General features: G+C 69.9%; 20 protein-coding genes. 12 read left to right on the forward strand and 8 right to left on the reverse strand.

Features of this window, described 5'->3' with window-relative positions; translation table 11 throughout:
• Positions 1–63: 63 nt before the first annotated feature.
• From AC4D16_RS12250 to AC4D16_RS12260, 3 genes are all read left to right on the forward strand, one after another.
• Positions 64–630: a TetR/AcrR family transcriptional regulator gene (locus AC4D16_RS12250; protein ID WP_490955216.1), complete on the forward strand. Its 567-nt coding sequence runs from the start codon at positions 64–66 to the stop codon at positions 628–630.
• Positions 631–690: 60 nt separating this feature from the next.
• Positions 691–1,590 (forward strand): DNA/RNA non-specific endonuclease, encoded by a 900-nt coding sequence (locus tag AC4D16_RS12255; protein WP_490955217.1) that lies wholly within the window; start codon positions 691–693, stop codon positions 1,588–1,590.
• 122 nt (positions 1,591–1,712) lie between these two features.
• The gene (locus tag AC4D16_RS12260; RefSeq protein ID WP_490955218.1) at positions 1,713–2,771 is read left to right on the forward strand and encodes a LacI family DNA-binding transcriptional regulator; all 1,059 of its coding nucleotides are present in this window, start codon (positions 1,713–1,715) and stop codon (positions 2,769–2,771) included.
• A gap of 24 nt (positions 2,772–2,795) precedes the next feature.
• Here AC4D16_RS12260 and AC4D16_RS12265 read toward each other — a convergent pair whose 3' ends face one another.
• A complete protein-coding gene (locus AC4D16_RS12265; protein ID WP_490955219.1) occupies positions 2,796–4,049 on the reverse strand; it encodes a glycoside hydrolase family 32 protein in 1,254 nt (417 codons plus the stop codon).
• Positions 4,050–4,164: 115 nt separating this feature from the next.
• Here AC4D16_RS12265 and AC4D16_RS12270 point away from each other — a divergent pair, with 115 nt between their 5' ends.
• From AC4D16_RS12270 to AC4D16_RS12285, 4 genes are all read left to right on the forward strand, one after another.
• Positions 4,165–5,481, forward strand: a complete 1,317-nt coding sequence (locus AC4D16_RS12270; RefSeq protein ID WP_490949943.1) for an ABC transporter substrate-binding protein — start codon at positions 4,165–4,167, stop codon at positions 5,479–5,481.
• Between the two features lie 81 nt (positions 5,482–5,562).
• On the forward strand, positions 5,563–6,558 hold the full coding sequence (locus tag AC4D16_RS12275; RefSeq protein ID WP_490949942.1) for a carbohydrate ABC transporter permease: 996 nt from the start codon (positions 5,563–5,565) through the stop codon (positions 6,556–6,558).
• Entirely contained in the window at positions 6,555–7,505 is a 951-nt protein-coding gene (locus AC4D16_RS12280) for a carbohydrate ABC transporter permease (protein WP_490949941.1), read from the forward strand. Before AC4D16_RS12275 ends, AC4D16_RS12280 begins: the two co-directional genes overlap by 4 nt.
• 50 nt (positions 7,506–7,555) lie before the next feature.
• Entirely contained in the window at positions 7,556–8,158 is a 603-nt protein-coding gene (locus tag AC4D16_RS12285) for a LacI family DNA-binding transcriptional regulator (protein WP_490949940.1), read from the forward strand.
• Between the two features lie 35 nt (positions 8,159–8,193).
• Here the strand turns inward: AC4D16_RS12285 and efeB are convergent, their stop codons facing one another.
• The 5 genes from efeB to AC4D16_RS12310 form a co-directional block, all read right to left on the reverse strand.
• Positions 8,194–9,471 carry an iron uptake transporter deferrochelatase/peroxidase subunit gene (gene efeB / locus AC4D16_RS12290; RefSeq protein WP_490955220.1) on the reverse strand — a complete coding sequence of 426 codons (1,278 nt, stop codon included), beginning with the start codon at positions 9,469–9,471 and terminating at the stop codon, positions 8,194–8,196.
• A gap of 5 nt (positions 9,472–9,476) precedes the next feature.
• Positions 9,477–10,682 (reverse strand): iron uptake system protein EfeO, encoded by a 1,206-nt coding sequence (gene efeO, locus AC4D16_RS12295; protein ID WP_490949938.1) that lies wholly within the window; start codon positions 10,680–10,682, stop codon positions 9,477–9,479.
• Complete coding sequence (gene efeU, locus AC4D16_RS12300) at positions 10,679–11,527, reverse strand: iron uptake transporter permease EfeU (protein ID WP_490955221.1); 849 nt, start codon at positions 11,525–11,527, stop codon at positions 10,679–10,681. The genes efeO and efeU overlap by 4 nt, the downstream gene beginning before the upstream one ends.
• Positions 11,528–11,791: 264 nt before the next feature.
• Positions 11,792–12,742 (reverse strand): alpha/beta fold hydrolase, encoded by a 951-nt coding sequence (locus AC4D16_RS12305; protein WP_490955222.1) that lies wholly within the window; start codon positions 12,740–12,742, stop codon positions 11,792–11,794.
• Positions 12,739–13,185 carry a nuclear transport factor 2 family protein gene (locus AC4D16_RS12310; RefSeq protein ID WP_490949935.1) on the reverse strand — a complete coding sequence of 149 codons (447 nt, stop codon included), beginning with the start codon at positions 13,183–13,185 and terminating at the stop codon, positions 12,739–12,741. Before AC4D16_RS12310 ends, AC4D16_RS12305 begins: the two co-directional genes overlap by 4 nt.
• Positions 13,186–13,307: 122 nt before the next feature.
• Here AC4D16_RS12310 and AC4D16_RS12315 point away from each other — a divergent pair, with 122 nt between their 5' ends.
• A complete protein-coding gene (locus AC4D16_RS12315) occupies positions 13,308–13,922 on the forward strand; it encodes a TetR/AcrR family transcriptional regulator (protein WP_490949934.1) in 615 nt (204 codons plus the stop codon).
• A 59-nt stretch (positions 13,923–13,981) separates the two neighbouring features.
• Here the strand turns inward: AC4D16_RS12315 and AC4D16_RS12320 are convergent, their stop codons facing one another.
• Positions 13,982–14,791, reverse strand: coding sequence for an IclR family transcriptional regulator domain-containing protein (locus tag AC4D16_RS12320; protein WP_490949933.1), 810 nt, complete (start codon positions 14,789–14,791; stop codon positions 13,982–13,984).
• 99 nt (positions 14,792–14,890) lie between these two features.
• Here AC4D16_RS12320 and AC4D16_RS12325 point away from each other — a divergent pair, with 99 nt between their 5' ends.
• Genes AC4D16_RS12325 through AC4D16_RS12340 form a run of 4 tightly spaced genes read left to right on the forward strand, consistent with a single transcriptional unit; the run spans position 14,891 to position 18,759 of the window.
• A complete protein-coding gene (locus AC4D16_RS12325; RefSeq protein ID WP_490949932.1) occupies positions 14,891–16,129 on the forward strand; it encodes a 4-hydroxybenzoate 3-monooxygenase in 1,239 nt (412 codons plus the stop codon).
• Positions 16,126–17,328, forward strand: coding sequence for a thiolase family protein (locus AC4D16_RS12330; RefSeq protein ID WP_490955223.1), 1,203 nt, complete (start codon positions 16,126–16,128; stop codon positions 17,326–17,328). The genes AC4D16_RS12325 and AC4D16_RS12330 overlap by 4 nt, the downstream gene beginning before the upstream one ends.
• Before the next feature lie 4 nt (positions 17,329–17,332).
• Positions 17,333–18,127 carry a 3-oxoacid CoA-transferase subunit A gene (locus AC4D16_RS12335; RefSeq protein WP_490955224.1) on the forward strand — a complete coding sequence of 265 codons (795 nt, stop codon included), beginning with the start codon at positions 17,333–17,335 and terminating at the stop codon, positions 18,125–18,127.
• The gene (locus tag AC4D16_RS12340; protein WP_490949929.1) at positions 18,124–18,759 is read left to right on the forward strand and encodes a 3-oxoacid CoA-transferase subunit B; all 636 of its coding nucleotides are present in this window, start codon (positions 18,124–18,126) and stop codon (positions 18,757–18,759) included. Before AC4D16_RS12335 ends, AC4D16_RS12340 begins: the two co-directional genes overlap by 4 nt.
• Positions 18,760–18,898: 139 nt before the next feature.
• Here AC4D16_RS12340 and AC4D16_RS12345 read toward each other — a convergent pair whose 3' ends face one another.
• On the reverse strand, positions 18,899–20,146 hold the full coding sequence (locus AC4D16_RS12345) for a saccharopine dehydrogenase family protein (RefSeq protein ID WP_490955225.1): 1,248 nt from the start codon (positions 20,144–20,146) through the stop codon (positions 18,899–18,901).
• Positions 20,147–20,217: the final 71 nt, after the last annotated feature.

The raw sequence follows: 20,217 nt of genomic DNA on the forward strand, positions 1-20,217 counted from the left end.
CCGAGCGTAGAAGGCGCCCTCGGCTGAGTCAAACGAACTAGTTCGTTTGGTTATACTGGCGGAATGACGACGACGACGACCGACGTACGTGCCCGGGTACTCCTGGCGGCGCGCGCCGAGTTCGCCGCCCACGGACTCGCCGGCGCGAGGATCGACCGCATCGCAAAGGCCGCCGCGGCGAGCAAGGAGCGCCTCTACGCGCACTTCATCGAGAAGACGGTTCTCTTCCAGGCCGTCCTGGACGCGAACGTCGCAGAGTTCGACGAGGCGATGATCCTGGACCCCGGCGACGTCGCAGCCTTCGTCGGCCACGTCTTCGACCACACGCACGAGCACCCGGACATCCTCCGCATGCTCACCTGGGCGCGGCTCGAAGGGCTGCAGTACGACGTCCCGAGCCCGTCGCCGAAGGCGGCCGGCATGCTGTCCGCCATCCGCGAGGCCCAGGAGCTGGGCACGGTCGACACCACCTGGGTGCCCGAGGAGCTCCTGACGCTCCTGTTCGGGCTCGCCAACGCCTGGGCGCAGGCTCCGCTCATGGCGCACGAGCACGCGGCGGGAAGCACCCTCGGCTCCCACCGCACCGCGGCCGTCGAGGCCGCGCGCCGCCTGCTGAGGCCCGTGCCCTGAACCGCAGCGGCGGACCCGCCCGTTCACGGGAAGGTCACCTGCCGCTGATACGTTCCGGACATGGACGAACTGCTGCCCGTACCCACCGCGGTCACCGCCGCCGACCTCGAGGACCGCGACGGCTACGACGCCGGGTTCCTGGCCACGGGCGAGGACCTGCCGCTGCCCGCACTGACCGGTGACGTCGACACGGCACTGCTGCCGTACACGCACTTCTCCGTGCTCATGCGGCTCGACAAGCGCCTCGCTGCGGTGGCCGGGCTCTGCATCGACGGCGCGAAGCTCATGGACCTCAGCCGCTCCGGGATCAACTGGCGGCTCGATCCGCGGCTCTCCGAGGACCAGCAGACAGGTGAACGGGTCTACGCCCGCAACGACATCGACCGCGGTCACCTCGTTCGGCGGGCGTCCGCCGTGTGGGGGGACACCCGGGCGGACGCGTCGCAGGCCAACGTGGACACCTTCCACTACACCAACGCCGCTCCCCAGGCGGCGGAGTTCAACCAGGGCATGGAGCTGTGGCTGGGCCTCGAGAACTACCTGCTGGACAACGCCGCGCAGTACGAGCGCCGCCTCGTGGTGTTCACCGGACCCGTGTTCGGCGAGCTCGATCCGGTGTATCGGGGGGTGGAGATCCCGCTGCGCTACTTCAAGGTGGCGGCCTTCGTGCAGGACGGCCGCCTCGCCGCGACCGCCTACGTGATCGACCAGACCCCGCAGCTCTCCGAGCTGCCCGACGTCCCGCGCCCGGGAGCGGTGGACGACGCCCCGCCGCTCGGACCGTTCCGGACGTTCCAGGTGCCGGTGGGGGCCGTCCAGGGCCTGACGGGTCTCGATCTCGGGACCCTCGTCGCCGCCGATCGTCTGCCCGCCGCGGACCCCGCGCTCCGCGGGGACTCCTCGATCGGGGGGAGCTCTGCGTGGCGGGAGTTGGCATCCCTGGAGGACATCCGGGTGTAGCGCCGGACCACGTCCGGCGCGGGACCGGTCCCGAGCGCGACGAATCCTGAGCGCACGGCCCGCGCCGTCCGGGGTCTAGAGTTCTGCGTAGCCGCGGAGGACGACCGGAGGGGGTGGGGCAGGTGTCGCACAGTGCCGCCCCGAAGCCCGTCGGCATTGCGGATGTCGCACGGGCGGCCTCGGTGTCCATCACCACGGTGTCGCACGCCCTGAGCGGCCGCGGACCCGTCGCCGAGGCGACGAGGATCCGCGTGCGTCGCGTGGCCGACGAACTCGGCTATGCGCCGAACCGGCTCGCGAGCGGGCTCCGGAGCCGCCGGTCGCAGACCCTGGGGCTCGTCTCGGACGACATCGCCACCACGCCGTTCGCCACGCGGGTGGTCCTCGGTGCGCAGGATGCCGCGTCCGAGCGTGACCAGTTGCTCGTCGTGGTGAACTCGAGCCGCGACACCGGCATCGAGTCCCGGCAGCTCGCTGGACTCCTCGCCGCGCAGGTGGACGCCGTGATCTACGCACGGATGTTCCACCAGGACTCCGCGATCCTGCCCCGCGAACTGGACAGGATCCCGTCCGTGCTCGTCGACACCACGGATGTCCGTGGTGGTCTCCGTTCGGTGGTGCCGGACGAGGAGCAGATCGGGCGCCTCGCGACGGAGACGCTGATCGCCGCAGGCCATACGGCGATCGCCCACCTGACAGTCTCGGCGACGGGCCGCGGGAGTGTGGGCCGCCTGGCCGGGTACTCGGCCGCCCTGCACGATGCCGGGCTGCGTCCGCGGGTCTTCACGGGCGGTGATCCCGGTACCTCGGCAGCAGGGCGCGCCGCCTTCGCCGAACTGATGGCCGCGAGGGCCCACGACGTCACGGCGGTGTTCTGCTTCAACGACCCCATGGCCATGGGTGTGTACCAGGCCGCCGAGCGCGCGGGGGTGATGATCCCCGATGACCTCTCGGTGATCTCGGTGGACGACTTCGAACCGGTGTCCTCGGGCCTGCTCCCCGGGCTGACGACCGTCTCCCTGCCGCACTACGCGATGGGCCGGTGGGCCGTCCTCACGGCCCTGGCGGAACTGGACGGCGCCGTCCGCGAGGCGCAGGTCGAGACGCGCCTGCCCGGCACCCTCGTCACGCGTGGCTCCGTCTCGGCCCCGCGATCACACGGTCCACTGTGGGGCGGCTAGGGTCAACGGTCCGCCGGTCCACCATCACGCGGCCGAGGGGTGGCGTAGGCCGAAGACCGTGATCCCGTCCCCGGCCGCCGTCACCGCCCCCTCCGAACCCGGGAGCGGCGCTGCGAAGATCCCCGCCTCGGAGGAGACCTCCACGATCGGACCGTCGACGACGACGCGCAGGTCTCCCGCCCACGGCACCTCGAACTCGTCCGCGCCGATCCGGACGACCACCGTGGCCGGGTCCCGGTGCATCGCGAGGATCACGGTGCCGGCCCGCCGGACCTCCAGCGCGTCACCCGCAGCAGGCGGCCACAGGACGTCGACGGCGTCGCTGCCCCCGGCCTCGGTCCGGTACCGCTCGAGGTCCCCGTGGGGCGAGGCCATCAGCACGTCGTCCTGCACGCGGAGCCGGTACGGGATCGAATGGGCGCCAGCCCACCCCCTACCCGCGACCTCCCGAAGCCAGAACATCAGGCAGGGCGAGCCGTCGGCGTCCGTGAAGGTCGTGGCCGCGTACGGGGACGGGCCGTAGCTCAGCCGACCCCACGTCCGCGGGGCGAAGGCCCCGTCGGTGAAGGTACCGAGGGCGTAGACGACGTCGCAGAGCACGTCGTCGTCCCAGACGGACACCAGGAGCACGTGCCGGCCGTCCACCCCGATGATCTGGGGGCACTCCCACATCGAGCCGGCCCACAGGGGCAGGTTCTCCGCACCGGAGCGCCGAACGGCGATCCTGTCCTCACGCCAGTCCACGCCGTCGTCGGACACGTACCCGAGAGCGCCGGCGCTCCCGTCGGCGAAGCCGGCGCCCACGAGCATCCGCACCGTCCCGTCCACCTGGACGATCGTCGGGTCGCGGTACACGACCACCCCCTGTTCCCGGGGCGGCACGGCCACGACAGGTCCCTTCTCCCAGCGGAGCCAGTCGTCGTCGAGCGGCGTGGCCGACCGCACGCTCCCCACCGCGGGATGGTCCGCCGAGACGGACGTGTAGAAGATGCGCGCGCGTCCCGCCGCATCCACCATCAGCGATCCGGACCAGACACCGTCGTCCCCGTCGCCGGGCGCCAGCGCCGGCGGCAGCTCGGTCAGCGAGAACAGATCGGGACCGGCGGCATGGCCCCAGTGGCACCCCAGCCCCCAGGACGTGTCGCCCGGGACGTGCTGGAAGAACAGGTGGTACCTGCCGTCGGAGAACGTGATCCCATGGGGATCGTTGATCCACCCCTCCGAGGTGAAGTGGAACCGGGGGCGGTCAGGGCCGCGGAGCTTCTCCATGGTGTCCATATCGTTATGTGATCGAGGCCTAAAACGTTTTGTGGTTCGTGATGACGCTCACTAAGGTCAGGAGCTATCAAAACGTTTTGGGTAGATGCTACCCCGCAATCGAAAGGACGAAGCGATGAGGCTTCCACAGAAAATCGCCGGGTCGCTGACCGTCGCCCTGGCCCTCGCGATGACCGGCTGCAGCGGAGGCGGAGGAGGTGAGGCCGAGGGCGGCGACGGAGGGCCGATCACCATCATGGGTGCGTTCACCGACGCCCAGGCCGAGGCCTTCCAGGCGGATCTCGACGTGTGGTCCGAGACGTCGGGCATCGAGGTCACCTACGACGGCAACACCGATTTCCAGACGGCCGTCGTGGCGCGGGCCACCGCGGGGAACCCCCCGGACATCGCGATCTACCCGCAGCCGGGGGTCCTGAAGAGCCAGACGTCGTCCCTGTTCCCGCTCGAGGAACTCGGGATCGACGTCGAGGCGGTCATCGCCGATGAAGCCAACGGCCTCGGCACCATCGCGCAGGTGGACGGACAGACGTTCGGCCTGCCCTACTCCATCAACGTCAAGTCCCTCGTCTGGTACAACCCCAGCGCCTTCGAGACGGCCGGGCTGACCATCCCGACCACGGATGCGGAGCTCACGGAACTGCAGCAGACGATCATCGACCGCGATCTCGGCTCGCCCTGGTGCATGGGCCTCGAGTCCGGCGCGGGTACCGGCTGGGCCGCCACGGACTGGCTCGAGGAGTACGTGCTGCGCTACGGCGGGCTCGAGGAGTACAACGCGTGGATCGCGGGGGACGTGACCTTCGACAGCGATCTGGTGCGCCAGGCCGGCGACAAGGTCGCGGAGCAACTCCTCGCACCCGGCAAGGTCAACGGCGGCGGGCCCGCCGCGGCGACCACCTCCTTCCAGACGGCGGGCAACCAGCTGTTCACGGAAGGCAGGGACAACGGCCAGTGCTTCATGATGCGGCAGGGATCGTTCATCTCGGACTTCTTCCCCGAGGACATCAAGGCCGAGATCCAGGCCGGCGACCTGACCAACATCGACTTCTTCCAGTTGCCCTCCCCCGAGGGGACCGACGTCGCGATGCTCGGCGGCGGCGACCTCGTCGGTGCGTTCACCAACTCCGACGAGACCCGGCAGGTCGTCGAATACCTCGTCGGCAAGGACTTCGGGACCAACGGGTACGCCAGCCAGGCGATCTTCCTGTCCCCGCACAACGACTTCGACGCCGCCAACTACACCACGGAGTTCCAGCGGAAAGCACAGAGCCTGCTCGCCGAATCGACCATCTTCGGATTCGATGCCTCCGACCAGATGCCCGGTGAAGTGGGAGCCGGCACCGAATGGACGCAGCTCACCAACTGGTTCTCGGGCCAGACGACCATGGACGAGGCTTTCCAGGCCATCGACGCCTCCTGGCCCAACCGCTAGACGACGCTCGCGACGGCCGGGGTCCCGCCGATCCCGGCCGTCGTCGCCACCTCCTCACAACGACGTCAGGTAGCAGACACCATGCCCATCCTCAGCGCACTCGTCTCGGTCGTCCTCGGACTCGGGATCTCCCTCCTCATCTTCTGGAGCCTCAACTGGCTGGTGGAGAAGAGCAGCAACCGTTGGAAAGCGCGGCTCCTGCCCTACGTCTTCCTCGCGCCCGTCCTGATCCTCGTGTCCATCTTCCTGCTGTACCCGGCCGTGAGAACCCTGTTCCAGAGCTTCACCCAGACGAGTCAGCGGCGCGGGGAAGGTGACCGCTTCGTCGGGCTGCAGAACTACGTCGAGCTGGTGACGGACCCGGGGTTCCTCGGGGTCCTCCTCAACAACCTGCTCTGGGTGCTCGTCGTCCCTGCGGTGACGCTCGTGATCGGGCTCCTCGTGGCGATCCTCACCGACCGGCTCGGCAAGAAACGCGAGACCACCTTCAAGGCGATGATCTTCCTGCCGATGGCCATCAGCGGTGTGGCGGCAGCCGTCACCTGGAGATTCATCTATTTCTACGCGCCCCCGGGCAACCCGCAGATCTACCTCCTCAATGCACTCTGGACGGGCGTCACCGGTCAGGATCCCATTCCCTGGCTCACGCTCGACCAGGGCCGCCTGAACAGCTTCCTCCTGATGGTCATCGCCATCTGGCTCCAGACCGGGTTCGCCATGGTGCTGCTCTCCGCAGCCATCAAGGCCGTTCCTGAGGAGACCATCGAGGCCGCCCGCCTCGACGGCGCCAGCGAACGGCGGGCCTTCTTCCTGGTGATCATCCCGCAGATCCGCGGCACGGTCCTCGCGGTCTTCGTGACCATCGTCATCTTCGTCATGAAGATCTTCGACATCATCTACGCCATGACCGGCGGGCAGTACAACACGAGCGTCCTCGCCGTCGACTTCTACGCGCAGCTCTTCAGCTTCCAGAACCCCGGCAAGGCCGCGGCCGTCGTCATCATCCTGATGATCGCCGTCGTCCCACTGATCGTCTACCAGGTCCGCAGCTACAAAGCGCAGGAGGAACTCCGATGACCATCATTCCGACACCGATCGTCGACGACGCCGAGGGGCGCGTGCAGATCGACACCCGTACTGCGAAGAAGCCGCGCCGACGTACTCCCGAGGAGACGGCGAAACCCCGCGTCCTCAGCACCGTCATCATGGGGGCCATCGCCCTGGCGTGGCTCTTCCCGCTCGTCGGCCTGCTCATCACGAGCTTCCGCACCAGGGCCGGCGTCGATGCCACCGGCTGGTGGACCGTGTTCGTCGACCCCTTCGGCCAGGGGTGGACCGGCCAGAACTTCTCCGACGCCTGGCTGGCACTCGACGTCGGGACCACGTTCTGGAACTCGGTCGCCGTGACCATCCCGGCCACGGTGCTCCCGGTGATGATCGCGGCGATGGCTGCCTACGCGTTCACGTTCTTCCAGTTCCGGGGCAAGGAGATCTACTTCGGGATCGTCCTCGGGCTCATGGTGGTTCCCGTGCAGCTGGCGATCATCCCCGTGCTGCAGCTCTTCGTCTGGTTCGGGAACACCACCGGCATCCAGATCATCGGCCAGTACCCCGCAGCGTGGATCGTCCACGCGACGTTCGCCATGCCGCTCGCCATCTACATGCTGCGCAACTACATGCAGACCCTGCCCAACTCACTCATCGAGGCCGCGAAGATCGACGGCGCGAGCCACTTCCAGACGTTCTGGCGGCTCGTGGTGCCGATGTCCGTCCCCGCCCTCGCGTCCTTCGCCATCTTCCAGTTCCTCTGGGTCTGGAACGACTTCCTCGTGGCGTACATCTTCATCCAGAGCGGGCCCAACGCGGTCATGACGCAGGGCCTGTACACGTTGCTGGGCCAGTACGGTCAGGGCTGGCAGCGCGTTGCCGCGGGCTCCTTCATCACCCTCGTGGTGCCCCTCGTGATCTTCTTCGGGCTCCAGCGGTTCTTCGTCCGGGGGCTCACCGCCGGCAGCGTCAAGTAGCCCGGCCGCGCCCGGACCCCATCACGGTTCCCGTGAGCCAGGTGCATCCCGTGCATTCCGTGACGATGGCCGACGTCGCCGATGCCGCCGGGGTGTCCGGCGCGACGGTGTCGCGGGTCCTGAACGACCACCCGGGCGTCAGCGCGCACACCCGCCGACGGGTGGAACGGGCCGTCCGGGAGCTGGGCTACACGCCGAACCGCGTGGCGAGTTCCCTCGCAGGGGGTCGGGTCATGCTGGTCGGGGTCGCGCTCCCCCTCGGCGCGGTCGGTGCGTCGATGACGCTGGCGGTGATCATCGACGTCCTGGGCCGGCAGGGTTTCGAGGCCGTGGTGCAGGACGCGGCCGGCGATCCGTCGGGGAACGGGCGCATCCTGGAGCGCTTCCTGGGACACCGGGTGGATGGCGTGCTCTTCGGCGTCGCCCGCCGCGTCGCGCCGCCGTGCCCCGATCGGGACGGCACCCCCGTGGTCGTCGCGGACCTGTTCGGTGGTCCACCGCCCGAGGCCGCGGGAGCGGAGGGCGGCTGCGTGCCGGAGGGTCAGGCGCCGGCCCGGCTCGGTGCCGACGCCGCCACCCGGCTGCTGTGCCGGATCAGGGCAGCCACGCCTCGGGATACCCCGACGGTACGACGGCGCCCGGCACGTTCGTGAGCGGTGCCACCTCTCGCGGGTGGGCAGGAAACTGGTCAGGCCTCGAAGAGCCGCGCCCCCACGAAGCTTCCCTCGGCCACGCCGCCGGGCACCGCGAACAGCGCCGAGCTCACGTGCTTGATGTACTCGTTGAGGATGTCCGAGCCGGCGAGGCGCGTCTGCACCGGGATGAAGCCGCGCTCGGGGTCGCGCTGGAAGCAGATGAAGAAGAGACCGGCGTCGAGCCGCCCGAGCTCGTCGTTGCCGTCCACGAAGTTGTAGCCGCGCCGCAGCATCCGGGCGCCGCCGTTCGCGTCGGGGTGCGCGAGCCGCACGTGGGAGTGCTCGGCGATGATCGGCTCACCGCCCTTGCCCGGCATGGAGAAATCCGGTGCCGTGAACTCGTCGCCACCGGAGAGGGGCGCGCCGGCCCCCTTGGTCCGGCCGATGGAACGCTCCTGCTCGGAGAGCCGCGTGCGGTCCCAGGGCTCGATGTTCATGCGGACCTTGCGGGAGACGAGGTAGGAGCCGCCCGCCATCCACGCCTGGTCGTCGTCCTGGCCGACCCACACGTGCTCGTACACGGCAGCCGGGTCCTCGGCCTTGAGGTTGGAGGTCCCGTCCTTGAAGCCGAAGAGGTTGCGCGGAGTCACCTGCGCCGTGCTGGTGCTCGAGGTCCGGCCGAAGCCCAGTTGCGAATAGCGCAGCGACGCGCGGCCGAAGGCGATGCGCGAGAGGTTCCGGATGGCGTGGACCGCCACCTGGGGATCGTCGGCGCACGCCTGGATGCAGAGGTCACCGCCGCTGATGCGCTCGTCGAGCATGTCTCCGGAGAATTTCGGCAGCTGGACCAGGGCCCTCGGCTGCCGCGCCGCGAGACCGAACCTGTCCACGCCGTCGGCCGTGCGGAAGAGCGTGGGGCCGAAGCCGAACGTGATGGTCAGGCCGGTGGGGCCGAGGTCCATCGCCTCACCCGTGTCCTCGGGCGGGGCCTCGTAGGGACCGGCGTCGGGGTCGAACTCGCCCGCACTGCCGCCCTGGCTCATACGTGCCGCGGCGACCGTCCAGTCCTCGAGGAGGCCGATCAACTTCTCCCGCGGCACGTCGTCCATGTCGAAGACGGCGAAATGCAGGCGGTCCTGCGCCGGGGTGGTGATACCGGCCTGGTGCTCGCCGTGGAACGGGTAGCTGAGTGCGTCGGGATCGGCCGGGCTCGCCGTCGCCTCCGGGACCGAGCGTCCGGCGGCCACACCGGCGCCCACGCCCGCAGCGGCACTGACCCCGGCCAGGGAGAGCGCCCTGCGGCGCGAGATGCGGAAGGTACGGGGTGACATGTCGGCTAGCCCAGCAGTGACGCGGTGATCCGCGAGAGGGGTTCGCTGAGTGCGTTCACGCGGTCTGACAGCGCCTTGACGTCCTCGGGGCCCAACTCGCCGTACGTGACGTAGGTGATGTCCCGCTGGGCGGCGTCGGGGGCGCTGGTACGGTGCTCGTCGAGTGCGGAGGACAGCGCGGTGAAGTCGGCCTCGAGGGTCGTCACGAGCTCGGGGTCCTTGACCGCGAGGAGGTCCTTCAGGCCGTCGAACAGCACCCGCGCGCCCTCGACGTTGCCCTGGAAGTCCCAGAGGTCGGTCCCGGACCAGATCTCCTCCTCACCCGTGACCTTGCCGTTGGCCACCTCGTCCATGAGGGCGATCGCCCCGTTGGCGAGCTGGTCGAGGGAGAGCTCGATGTCCTGGATGCTCGCATGCAGCGTGGTGGTGTCCTCGACGAGCTGCGCGGCAACGGCCTCGCGTTCGGCCTGCGTCAGGGGCGTGTACGCGGCGTCGGCGGGCGGCCAGAGATCCTTCTCGATGCGGTGCCAGCCGGTCCACTCCTCACCCTCGGCGAGGTCCGCCTCACGGTTGTCGAGCTTGGGGTCGAGGTCGCCGAAGCTCTCGGCCACGGGCTCCACGCGCTCGAAGTGCATGCGCGTGGTCGGGTACAGGCGCCGCGCCTCGTCGTCGTTCCCGGCGATGTAGGCGGCGGCGAAGTCCTCGGTGCCCGTGAGCAGCTGGTCCACCTGGTCCTTGACGTAGGCCTTGTAATTGAGCACGGCGGTGTCGATCTGCTCCTGCTCGTCCCCGCTGGCCTCGACGGCCGTCCCGGAGTCGGTGACGGTGAAGGCGGCGCGCCCCACGCCGTCGCCCACCATGCCCGGCTTGCACACGGTGTAGTAGGAGCCGGGCTTGGCGTTGACCACCAGGTTGCGGCTGATCCCGGGGCCGATGTTCTCCACTTCGGAGACGATCCGCAGGCCGTCCTCGGCCAGGAGGTAGAACTCCGTGACCTGGTCACCGGAATTGGTGATCGCGAAGGCGAGGGGGCCGCTCCCGGCCGTGTCCGCGGAGACCGCGCACTCGCCGGCGGTGCTGGTGACCGTCAACTCACCCGGGGCAGCGCCGTCGGACGTGCCGGCCGTGGCGTTCGGGGTGCAGGCGGTGAGGAGGACGACGCCGCACGCCGCCAGGAGGGCGGCGGGCTTCGGCAGGCGGGCGGTGATCACTGGACTCCTTGGGGAACGGGCTGTGCGGTGGCGGGAGCGGGCGTGCGCCGGAGGCTCTGCCGGATGAACAGGGTCATGGTGGGGATGGTGTAAGCCAGCCAGGCGATGCCTTCGAGCCAGGTGGTGGCGGGCGAGAAGTTGACGGTGCCCTTCAGGATCGTGCCGTACCAGCTGGACGGCGGCACCGCGGCGCTGACGTCGAACATGAGGGTGTTGAGGCCTGGCAGGATGCCCGCTTCCTGGAGGTCGTGGATGCCGTAGGAGAGCACGCCTGCCGCCACGATGATGAGCATGCCGCCGGTCCAGGTGAAGAACCTCGAGAGGTTGATGCGGAGCATCCCGCGGTAGAACATCCAGCCCAGCACGACGGCGGAGGTGAGTCCCAGCGCGGCGCCCAGGATGGGCTGGGTGGTGGACCCGGTGGCCTGCACCGCGGACCAGATGAACAGGGCGGTCTCGAGGCCCTCGCGGCCGACGGCGAGGAAGGCGACGACCACGAGGCCCTTACCGCCCGCCGCGAGGTGCCGATCCACATGGCCGTGCAACTCGCCGCGCATGTTCTTCGCGGTCCGCGCCATCCAGAAGACCATCCAGGTCACGAGCCCCACGGCGATGATGGACAGCGAGCCGCCGATCGCCTCCTGGGCCTCGAAGGTCAGGCCGTGCGTGCCGTACGTGAGGAGCGCGCCGAACCCGAGGGAGAGGCCGGCCGCGAGGGACACCCCGAGCCAGATGCCGGGCAGCAGATCCTTGCGCCGGATCTTGACCAGGTAGGCGATGAGGATGACCACCACGAGAGCCGCTTCGAGGCCCTCGCGCAGGCCGATCAGGTAGTTCGCGAACATGAGAGGGCTTCCTTGCCGAGAAAAGCCCTGCCCAGGTCGCAGAGGCTAGGCAAGCATAACCTAACTTCTCAGTCGTACGAAGAGTTGATCGACGGCCGTCAGGGGCGCAGCATCAGCGCCGTGATGGGCTTCGCGGCGGCGATGTCGCGCTCGATCGCGGCCTACTGGGAGCGAACCGAGGCTGCGGACCGACCATCATGAGGGTGCCCTCTGTCGCCAGGCATCATGGTGGCAGCATCACGGGTCAAGGGGCGATACTCCCCGTCACCCGGTCGACCTGGTGTGATGCGCTTCCTGGCGGTCCAGGTGGTCGAGCAGGAGCCGGGCGATCTCGTCGGGCCGCTCGTCGGTGAGGAAGTGTCCGGCCGGCACGGTCACCTGGGTGACGTGGGCGGCGATGTCGCCGGCGACGGCGGCCATGGCGGCTCCCATCGAGTGCTCGCCGCCGATGGCGAGGGTCGGGACCGTCAGCAGGCCGTCCTGGTCGAGGTGGGCTCGGGTGTCGGCCGCGTCCTGGCCGAACCAGGCGGCGTACGTGGAGACCGCCGCGTGCACGGCCCCCGGACGTCGGAGCGCGTCGGCATAGAACCGTCTGTCCTCGGGCCCCACGGTTCGACGATCGAGGAGGAAGGTGTCGAAGAAGTGGTCGACGTAGACCTCCTCACGGCCGGAGATCAGCGCGGTGGCAAGGTCCACCTGTTGATGGAAGCCGAAGTGCCATGCGGCACCGCCGGCAACGATGGCCTGGAGAGTCGCCGTGCCGGGCACGACGCCCTCGACGAGCGTCAGGCTGCAGACGTCGGCATCATGCTGTCGGGCGTAGGCGTGGGCGATGGTCGTGCCGATGTCATGGCCGATGACGTGCGCAGCGTGGTCGCCGGCTGCGGCGAGTGCTGCAACGACGGCGTGGAGGTCAGCGGCCATCGTGCTCTTGTCGTAGCCGTCGGCCGGCACGTCGGACCCGGCGGCGCCGCGGTAGTCGGGGACGATCACCCGGTAGCGCTCGGCCAGGATCGGAGCCACCCGATGCCACTCGTAGCCGCTCTGGGGGAAGCCGTGGATCAGCAGGACCGTGGGGCCCTGGCCGCCGACGCGGTAGCCGATACGGGTGCCGTCGTGGTCGACCGTGCCCGTCTCCCAGCCGTCGAACCCGCGTTTCAGCGCGGCGGTGCGGACTGCCTCATGGCGCGTCGTGCCGGCGTCGGCGGCGCTCATGGACGCAGGTCCGTCGCCGCGCGGCCCTCGAGAGCCATCGGCACCGATTCGTGCTCGTGGACGATCACCCAGGAGCCGTCGATCTTGGCCAGGGCGAGGGTCTTGCGGAACCACAACTCGGTGCGTTGCCCGGCGACCGTGTAGGCGATCCGGGACAGGCTGTAGGTGACCGCGACGCCATGACCGACCAGCTCGTGCTGGTCGACGACCTCGTAGTCGACCGGTCCCTCGAAGTTGTGGAATGCCTGCTCGAGGTAGGCGGCGTCCATCCGGGTCTCGCCCGCCAGCTGGAGTGGGCCGTTGAGCCCGTATTGCACGAAGTCCCGCGACTGGGTGGCCAGCGTGCCGGTGGCGGAGGTCGTCCGCAGAGCGTCGGCGCGCTTCGCGAGGACCTCGCGCACTGCGGCGATGTCGCCGCTGATGTCGGAGTCGGTGGTTGTCATGGTTGCGTCCGTTCTGTCGAAGGCCACCAGCGTTGCATCTTTGACCAATCGTTTCAACATGGGTCACAGAGTCTGTCCAGGGAGGAATCGGTGCGGGAGAGCGTTAGACTGATTATTCCAAGATGAACGGGGAGGACATGGCCGGCCGCAAGCAGTTCGACCCTCAGGTCGCCCTCGAGGCGGCACTGCGGGTGTTCTGGACCCAGGGCTACCGCGGCACGTCGGTGCAGGATCTCGAAGCGGCGACGGGCATAGGACGGGCCAGCATGTACAGCACCTTCGGGGAGAAGGAAGACCTCTTCCTTCTCGCCCTCGACTCCTACGTCGACCGGTACGGCCCCCCGGTCCGCGAGGCGTTCCGCATCCACGCCGACAACTCGGCCCAGGCCCTGCGCGCCACCTTCGACGCAGCCCTCACCCGGATGTCCGACACCGGGCTGCCCGCGGGCTGCCTGATCGCCCAGAGCACCTCCGACCTGCCGTCACTGGGTATACGCTCCCAAGCCGTGGTCTCCGATTTGCTCCGCACCCAGATCAGCACCATCACCGCCGCACTTCACGCAGACCGCCGGAGCGGCCGCCTCGACGAGAGCGCCGACCCTGAGGCACTTGCCGCTTTCCTCGCAGGCACCATTCACTCGCTGTCGCTCCTGCACCGCAACGGCATCGCGCTCGAGGTCCTCGCGCGGGTTGCGGCACATGCTCTCGCAACCATCCCGATCTCAGTGAGGACCTAGGAGATCGCCTCACGCTCGGAGCCGGGATCCGATGGCCCCGAGAGCTTTCTCCTCCACCCTCAGGGGCGCAGCATCAGCGCCGTGATGGGCTTCGCGGCGGCGATGTCACGCTCGATCGCGGCAGCCGCGCGGCTGAGTGGAGGCTCGTAGATCGCGACGACGTCCTCACTTCCGGAAGCCTGCGTGGACACGTTGATGGCGGCGATGACGCGCCCGTCCCGGTCACGCACCGGCACGGCGATGGAGCGGAGCCCCACCTCGAGCTCCTCGGACACCGACGCGTAGCCGTCACGGCCCGCGCGGGCGATGATCTGCCGCAGCGCCTCGGGTTCGTGCACCGTGTTCGCCGTGAGCGGGCGGAGGTCCGCCGTCGCGAGGTACTCGTCGAGCGTCCCGCGGTCTACGTCCGCCAGAAGTACGCGCCCCATCGAGGTGGCGTACGCCGGGAACCGGGTGCCGAGGTTGATCCCCACGCTCATGATGCGGCGCGTGGGCACGCGGGCCACGTAGACGACGTCATGCCCGTCGAGGACGGAGGCGGAGGTCGACTCGCGCAGCTCGGCGGAGAGCTCCTCCAGGTGCGGCTGGGCGATCTCGGGCAACGAGAGGCCGGAGAGGTAGCTGTAGCCGAGCTCGAGGACACGCGCCGTCAGCGCGAACTGCCGGCCATCGGTACGCACGTAGCCGATCTCGACGAGGGTCAGGAGGAAGCGGCGGGCCGTGGCGCGCGTCAGGCCCGTCTCACGCGCCACCTCGCTGAGCGTCATCTGCGGATGCTCGCTGTCGAAGCAGCGGATCACGGAGAGGCCGCGCGCCAGCGACTGGACGTACTGGCCGCTGGGGTCGGGGGTCTCCTGCTCCACGCTCATCCCAGCATCCTAGTCACGAGGCCCACCCCACTTGTACGCCAGAGGAACAGATGTTCTACTGGTGAACAAACACGCGGTAGGCAACGGGACGGTGGGTCGATGGCGACGGGAACAGGCGACGGACGGACACGCTCCACGCAGGTGGGCATCATCGGGGCCGGACCCGCCGGTCTCCTGATGTCGCACCTGCTGCACCGCGCGGGCATCGACAACGTGCTGCTCGAGCAACGCGACCGCCAGTACACCCTGGACCGCATCCGCGCCGGCGTCCTGGAGCAGGGCACCGTGGAGTTCCTCACCGAGGCGGGCCTCGGCGACCGCCTGCACAGCGAGGGCCTGAAGCACCACGGCATCTACCTGCAGTACGGGCAGGAGCGGCACCGCGTGCCCTTCACCGACCTGATCGGCCGCAGCGTATGGGTGTACGGCCAGCAGGAAGTGGTGAAGGACCTCGTGGCCAGCCTCGACGCCGCCGGTACGCCCGCCCTGTACGAGGCCACGGACGTCGCCGTCCACGACCTCGAGTCGGACCGCCCGTCCATCACCTACACGCACGACGGCGGCGAGCACCGCCTCGAGTGCGACGTGATCGTCGGCGCGGACGGCTTCCACGGAGTGTGCCGCCCGAGCATCCCCTCCACGCACCTCACCACCTACCAGCGCGACTACCCCTTCGGCTGGCTCGGCATCCTCGCGAACGTGGCCCCCTCCACGGACGAGCTGATCTACGCCCTCCACGAGAAGGGCTTCGCGATGCACAGCATGCGGTCCGAGAGCGTGAGCCGGCTCTACCTGCAGGTGGACCCCGCGGACTCGATCGACAACTGGTCCGACGACCGCATCTGGGCGGAACTGGACGAGCGGCTCGCCACCCCGGGCTGGAGCCTCGCACACGGCGAGATCTTCGACAAGGGCATCACGCCCATGCGCAGCTTCGTGAGCTCGACCATGCGCCACGGGCAGCTGTTCCTCGTGGGGGATGCCGCGCACATCGTCCCGCCCACCGGGGCCAAGGGCCTCAACCTCGCCGTCTGGGACGTCGCGATGCTGAGCACCGCCCTGCAGGACCACTTCCTCCATCACTCCTCCACCGGCCTCGAGACCTATTCCGAGAAGGCCGTGCAGCGAATCTGGGAGATCCAGCACTTCTCCACCTGGATGACCCGCATGCTGCACCGCTTCTCCAGCACGCCGGGTGCGCCCACCGAGGCCGACGAGTTCGACTACCAGGTGCAGCTCGGCCAGCTCAGCCACCTGGTGCGCTCGCCCAACGGCATGGCGCACGTCTCCGAGTACTACACGGGCCTCGACATGGGGCTCGGCGGGAGCCGGGCATGACCGAGGCGTTCCTGTTCGACGCCGTCCGCACGCCCTTCGGGAAGCTCGGCGGCGCGCTGGCCTCCGTGCGCCCCGATGATCTCGCCGCGCACGTCATCCGGGCCCTCCTCGAGCGCAACCCCGGCGTGGACCCGGCCGCGATCGACGACGTCGTGTTCGGCAACGCCAACGGCGCCGGCGAGGAGAACCGGAACGTGGCACGCATGGCCGGCCTGCTCGCCGGGCTCCCCGTCTCGGTGCCCGGCACCACGGTGAACCGGCTGTGCGGCTCCAGCCTCGATGCCGCGATGATCGCCTCCCGCCAGGTCGCGGTGGGCGACGCCGAGCTGGTGCTCGTGGGTGGCGTCGAGTCCATGAGCCGAGCGCCCTGGGTGGTCCCGAAGCCGGAGCGCGCGTACCCCACGCAGAACACGGCCATGGTCTCCACCACGCTCGGCTGGCGCCTGGTGAACCCGGCCATGCCCGAGGCGTGGACGGCGTCGCTCGGCGAGGCGACCGAGCAGTTGCGGCAGCGGCACGGCATCTCCCGTGAGCGCCAGGACGCGTTCGCCGCGGATTCGCACCGGCGCTCCGTTGCCGCGTGGGACGAGGGCCGGTACGCCTCCCTCGTCACCGAGGTCCCCGGCGTCGACCTGACCCGTGACGAGAGCATCCGCCCCGGTTCCACGCCCGGGAAGCTCGCGGGCCTCACACCCGTCTTCCGGCCCGCGAGTGACACCGAGGACGGTGGCACGATCACCGCCGGGAACGCCTCACCCCTGAACGACGGCGCCTCCGCGGCGTTCATCGGGTCCGCCGAGGCCGGCTCCCGCGCCGGGCTCACCCCGGGCATGCGCATCGCGGGACGTGGAGCGCACGCGCTCGATCCGCGGTTCTTCGGCTTCGCGCCGGTCGAGGCCGCGAACCAAGCACTCTCACGCGCAGGGATCGGCTGGGACGAGGTCGGCGCCGTCGAACTCAACGAGGCCTTCTCCGCGCAGTCCATTGCCTGCACGGATGCCTGGGGCGTGGACCCGGCGATCGTGAACGCCTGGGGCGGAGCGGTCGCGATCGGTCATCCCCTCGGCGCCTCGGGCGTGCGGATCCTCGGCACCCTCGCCGAGCGCATGCGCGGCGGCGGCGTCCAGTGGGGCGTGGCGGCCATCTGCATCGGCGTGGGCCAGGGCCTCGCCGTCGTGCTCGAGAACACGGGGAGGTAGCGGCATGGTGCTGATCATTGGAACGGCAGCGGACGCCGTCGCCGGGACCGCGGACGGTTCCACGGTGATGATCGGCGGGTTCGGGAATGCCGGCCAGCCGATGGAGCTCATCGACGCGCTGCTCGCGTGCGGCGCCACGGACCTCACCATCGTGAACAACAACGCGGGCCAGGGCGACGCCGGCCTCGCCCTCCTCATCCGGGAGGAACGCGTGCGGAAGATCATCTGCTCCTTCCCGCGGCAGAGCGACTCGTGGCACTTCGACCGTGCCTACCGCGCCGGCACGGTGGAGCTGGAGCTCGTGCCGCAGGGCAACCTCGCGGAACGGATCCGCGCCGCCGGAGCCGGTATCGGCGGCTTCCTGACGCCCACCGGCTACGGCACCCCGCTCGCCGAGGGCAAGGAGTCACGCGTGATCGACGGCCGCGGCTACGTCATGGAGTACCCGCTGCACGCGGACGTGGCGCTCATCAAGGCCCACCGCGCTGACCGCGCCGGGAACCTCGTGTACCGGAAGACCGCCCGGAACTTCGGGCCGGTCATGGCCACGGCCGCGCGCCGCACCGTGGTCCAGGTGGAGGACGTCGTGGACGTCGGCCTGCTCGATCCCGAGCACGTGGTGACGCCCGGCATCTTCGTCGACACCATGGTGCGCATCCCGGCCGCCCCCGTGCCCGGGCCGTCGATCGGCGCGCCCGTCGCCGCCGTCGTCGTCGGTTCCCACCCGTCCGCGTCCGACGCCGGGCCGGGCTTCCACCCGTCCGACGTCCGGGCGCCCGCACAGGAGCGCACCCGATGAGCGGCGGCCTGACGCGCGAGGCGCTGGCGCAGCTGGTCGCCGGTGACATCGCGACCGGCAGCTTCGTGAACCTGGGCATCGGCCAGCCCACTCTCGTGGCGAACTACCTGGAACCGGAGCAGCACGTCACCCTGCACACCGAGAACGGCATGCTCGGAATGGGCCCCGAAGCGCACGGTGCGGACATCGACGAGGACCTCATCAACGCCGGCAAGGTTCCCGTCACCGAGCTGCCCGGCGCCGCCTACTTCCACCACGCGGACTCCTTCGCCATGATGCGCGGCGGTCACCTCGACGTCTGTGTGCTGGGCGCCTTCCAGGTGTCCGCCGGCGGAGACCTCGCGAACTGGCACACCGGCGCCCCGGACGCCATCCCGGCCGTGGGCGGCGCCATGGACCTCGCCACCGGCGCGCGCGAGGTCTACGTGATGATGGGTCTCTTCGATCGCAGTGGCGCTCCGAAGCTCGTGCCCGCGTGCTCCTACCCGCTCACCGGGATCGGGTGCGTGACGCGCATCTACACCAGCGAGGCGGTGTTCCTGCTGACGCCCGACGGCGTGCGGGTCCGCGACGTTTTCGGCACCACGTTCGAGGAGCTCGAGGCGAGGCTGGACGTGCCGCTGCTGCGCTGACCTGCAACCCGCCGGACTCGGGGGCTTCGATGCCGCTCGGCGCCTGTCGCGCTGCAACACGTCGTGGCAGGGGCTCTGGACTGTCCAGAGACCCCGGGTTCCGAGCGTCGACGTCGTACCCGGGGTGTAGCCGCTTCCGTCAGTCGAGCCGGGTGACCTCGTAGGTGTGTCCGGCTGCCCGCAGCCGCTCGACGAGCACGTTGCCGAGGGCCGATGCGGGGGTCAGTGACCCGCTGACCGGGGGCAACCGGTCGCCGTCGAGCGTGAGAGCGAGCGCCGACTCGCCCGCCATGACCGCGGTGGCCGCATACCCGGGGTCACCCGGTCCCGCTGCCACCGCGCGGTACCGGGCGCCGCGCTCGGTGCGGGCGGTGACCTCGGAGCGGAACCAGCCGCTCTGCTGCGTAGCCACGCTGGGGCCTCGTCCCGGTGCGGGGAGCACGCGATCGAGGACCGCCCGGGTGGGCGGGAACGCCATGGCACGCATGAAGGCGCGCATGCCGACCGCGGTTCCGCGGGCGATGGCCGCTCCCGCCGCTCCGCGCGCCGTCCCGGAGACCTCGCCGTACTCGAACGAGCGCCCGTAGGCCCACCCCTGGAGCGCATTGCTGCGCCGGACGATCCGCGTGTTGTAGGGCGCCATGACGAAGGGTGCGGTCCACAGGCCGTTCTCCGCCTGCTGCACCGGGCCGGCGTCAGGTGGCTGATGCGCGCCGGGCTCGCGCCCCCGGTCCGGGCTGAGGGAGTGCGCGTCCTCCGCGAGCGCGCGGAGCGCAGGGCTCAATCGCACGCCGTCGAGGTGTCCGCGCATGGAGTCGATCGTGCCCCCGCTGACACCGCCCTTGGCCGTCGCGACCAGTTGGACGTCGGTCAGACCGCCCGCGCCGTCGGCCTCCGCTGCCCGGTGGAGCATCAGCACGGCGAGGTCGGAGGGCACCGAGTCGTAACCGCACGAGTGGACGATCCTGGCGCCGCTCGCCGTCGCGAGGGCGTCGTAGCGGTCGATGGCCTCGCGGACGAAGGACACCTCACCCGTGAGGTCGCCGTAGTGGGTTCCGGCGCGCGCGCAGGCCTCGACGACGGGTAGGCCGTACTTCATGTAGGGGCCCACGGTGGTGAAGAGCACCCGTGTACGCCCCGCCAGCGCTGCCGTGGAGTCCGCGTCCGTGGAATCGGCCTCGAGGAGGGGCCACGCGTGCGCTGCGGGAGGAAGCCCGGACCGGGTCTCCGCCAGTTTCGCCGCCGATCGCCCTGCGAGGCCGACACGCAGGCCCGCCGGCGCGTGCTCCGCCACGTAGGCGGCGATCAGCCTGCCCACGAAGCCGGTGGCGCCGTAGATGACGAGGTCGTGATCGCGATCCGCTGTGTCCGTGTTGTCCTGGTCCATGCTGTCCTCCTCGTGTGCCGACTGCGTCGACGGGTGGGTTGGGCCGGACCGCCCGCCGAATGAGCTCGGGT

The sequence above is a fragment of the Arthrobacter sp. TJ-236 genome, from assembly GCF_058269235.1.

Excerpts from the sequence above, each read along its gene's own strand:
- AC4D16_RS12250 (WP_490955216.1), top strand. The coding sequence starts at position 64 with ATGACGACGACGACGACCGACGTACGTGCCCGGGTACTCCTGGCGGCG.
- AC4D16_RS12255 (WP_490955217.1), top strand. The coding sequence starts at position 691 with ATGGACGAACTGCTGCCCGTACCCACCGCGGTCACCGCCGCCGACCTC.
- AC4D16_RS12265 (WP_490955219.1), bottom strand. The coding sequence starts at position 4,049 with ATGGACACCATGGAGAAGCTCCGCGGCCCTGACCGCCCCCGGTTCCAC.
- AC4D16_RS12270 (WP_490949943.1), top strand. The coding sequence starts at position 4,165 with ATGAGGCTTCCACAGAAAATCGCCGGGTCGCTGACCGTCGCCCTGGCC.
- AC4D16_RS12275 (WP_490949942.1), top strand. The coding sequence starts at position 5,563 with ATGCCCATCCTCAGCGCACTCGTCTCGGTCGTCCTCGGACTCGGGATC.
- AC4D16_RS12280 (WP_490949941.1), top strand. The coding sequence starts at position 6,555 with ATGACCATCATTCCGACACCGATCGTCGACGACGCCGAGGGGCGCGTG.
- efeB (WP_490955220.1), bottom strand. The coding sequence starts at position 9,471 with ATGTCACCCCGTACCTTCCGCATCTCGCGCCGCAGGGCGCTCTCCCTG.
- efeU (WP_490955221.1), bottom strand. The coding sequence starts at position 11,527 with ATGTTCGCGAACTACCTGATCGGCCTGCGCGAGGGCCTCGAAGCGGCT.
- AC4D16_RS12305 (WP_490955222.1), bottom strand. The coding sequence starts at position 12,742 with ATGAGCGCCGCCGACGCCGGCACGACGCGCCATGAGGCAGTCCGCACC.
- AC4D16_RS12310 (WP_490949935.1), bottom strand. The coding sequence starts at position 13,185 with ATGACAACCACCGACTCCGACATCAGCGGCGACATCGCCGCAGTGCGC.
- AC4D16_RS12315 (WP_490949934.1), top strand. The coding sequence starts at position 13,308 with ATGAACGGGGAGGACATGGCCGGCCGCAAGCAGTTCGACCCTCAGGTC.
- AC4D16_RS12320 (WP_490949933.1), bottom strand. The coding sequence starts at position 14,791 with ATGAGCGTGGAGCAGGAGACCCCCGACCCCAGCGGCCAGTACGTCCAG.
- AC4D16_RS12325 (WP_490949932.1), top strand. The coding sequence starts at position 14,891 with ATGGCGACGGGAACAGGCGACGGACGGACACGCTCCACGCAGGTGGGC.
- AC4D16_RS12330 (WP_490955223.1), top strand. The coding sequence starts at position 16,126 with ATGACCGAGGCGTTCCTGTTCGACGCCGTCCGCACGCCCTTCGGGAAG.
- AC4D16_RS12335 (WP_490955224.1), top strand. The coding sequence starts at position 17,333 with ATGGTGCTGATCATTGGAACGGCAGCGGACGCCGTCGCCGGGACCGCG.
- AC4D16_RS12340 (WP_490949929.1), top strand. The coding sequence starts at position 18,124 with ATGAGCGGCGGCCTGACGCGCGAGGCGCTGGCGCAGCTGGTCGCCGGT.
- AC4D16_RS12345 (WP_490955225.1), bottom strand. The coding sequence starts at position 20,146 with ATGGACCAGGACAACACGGACACAGCGGATCGCGATCACGACCTCGTC.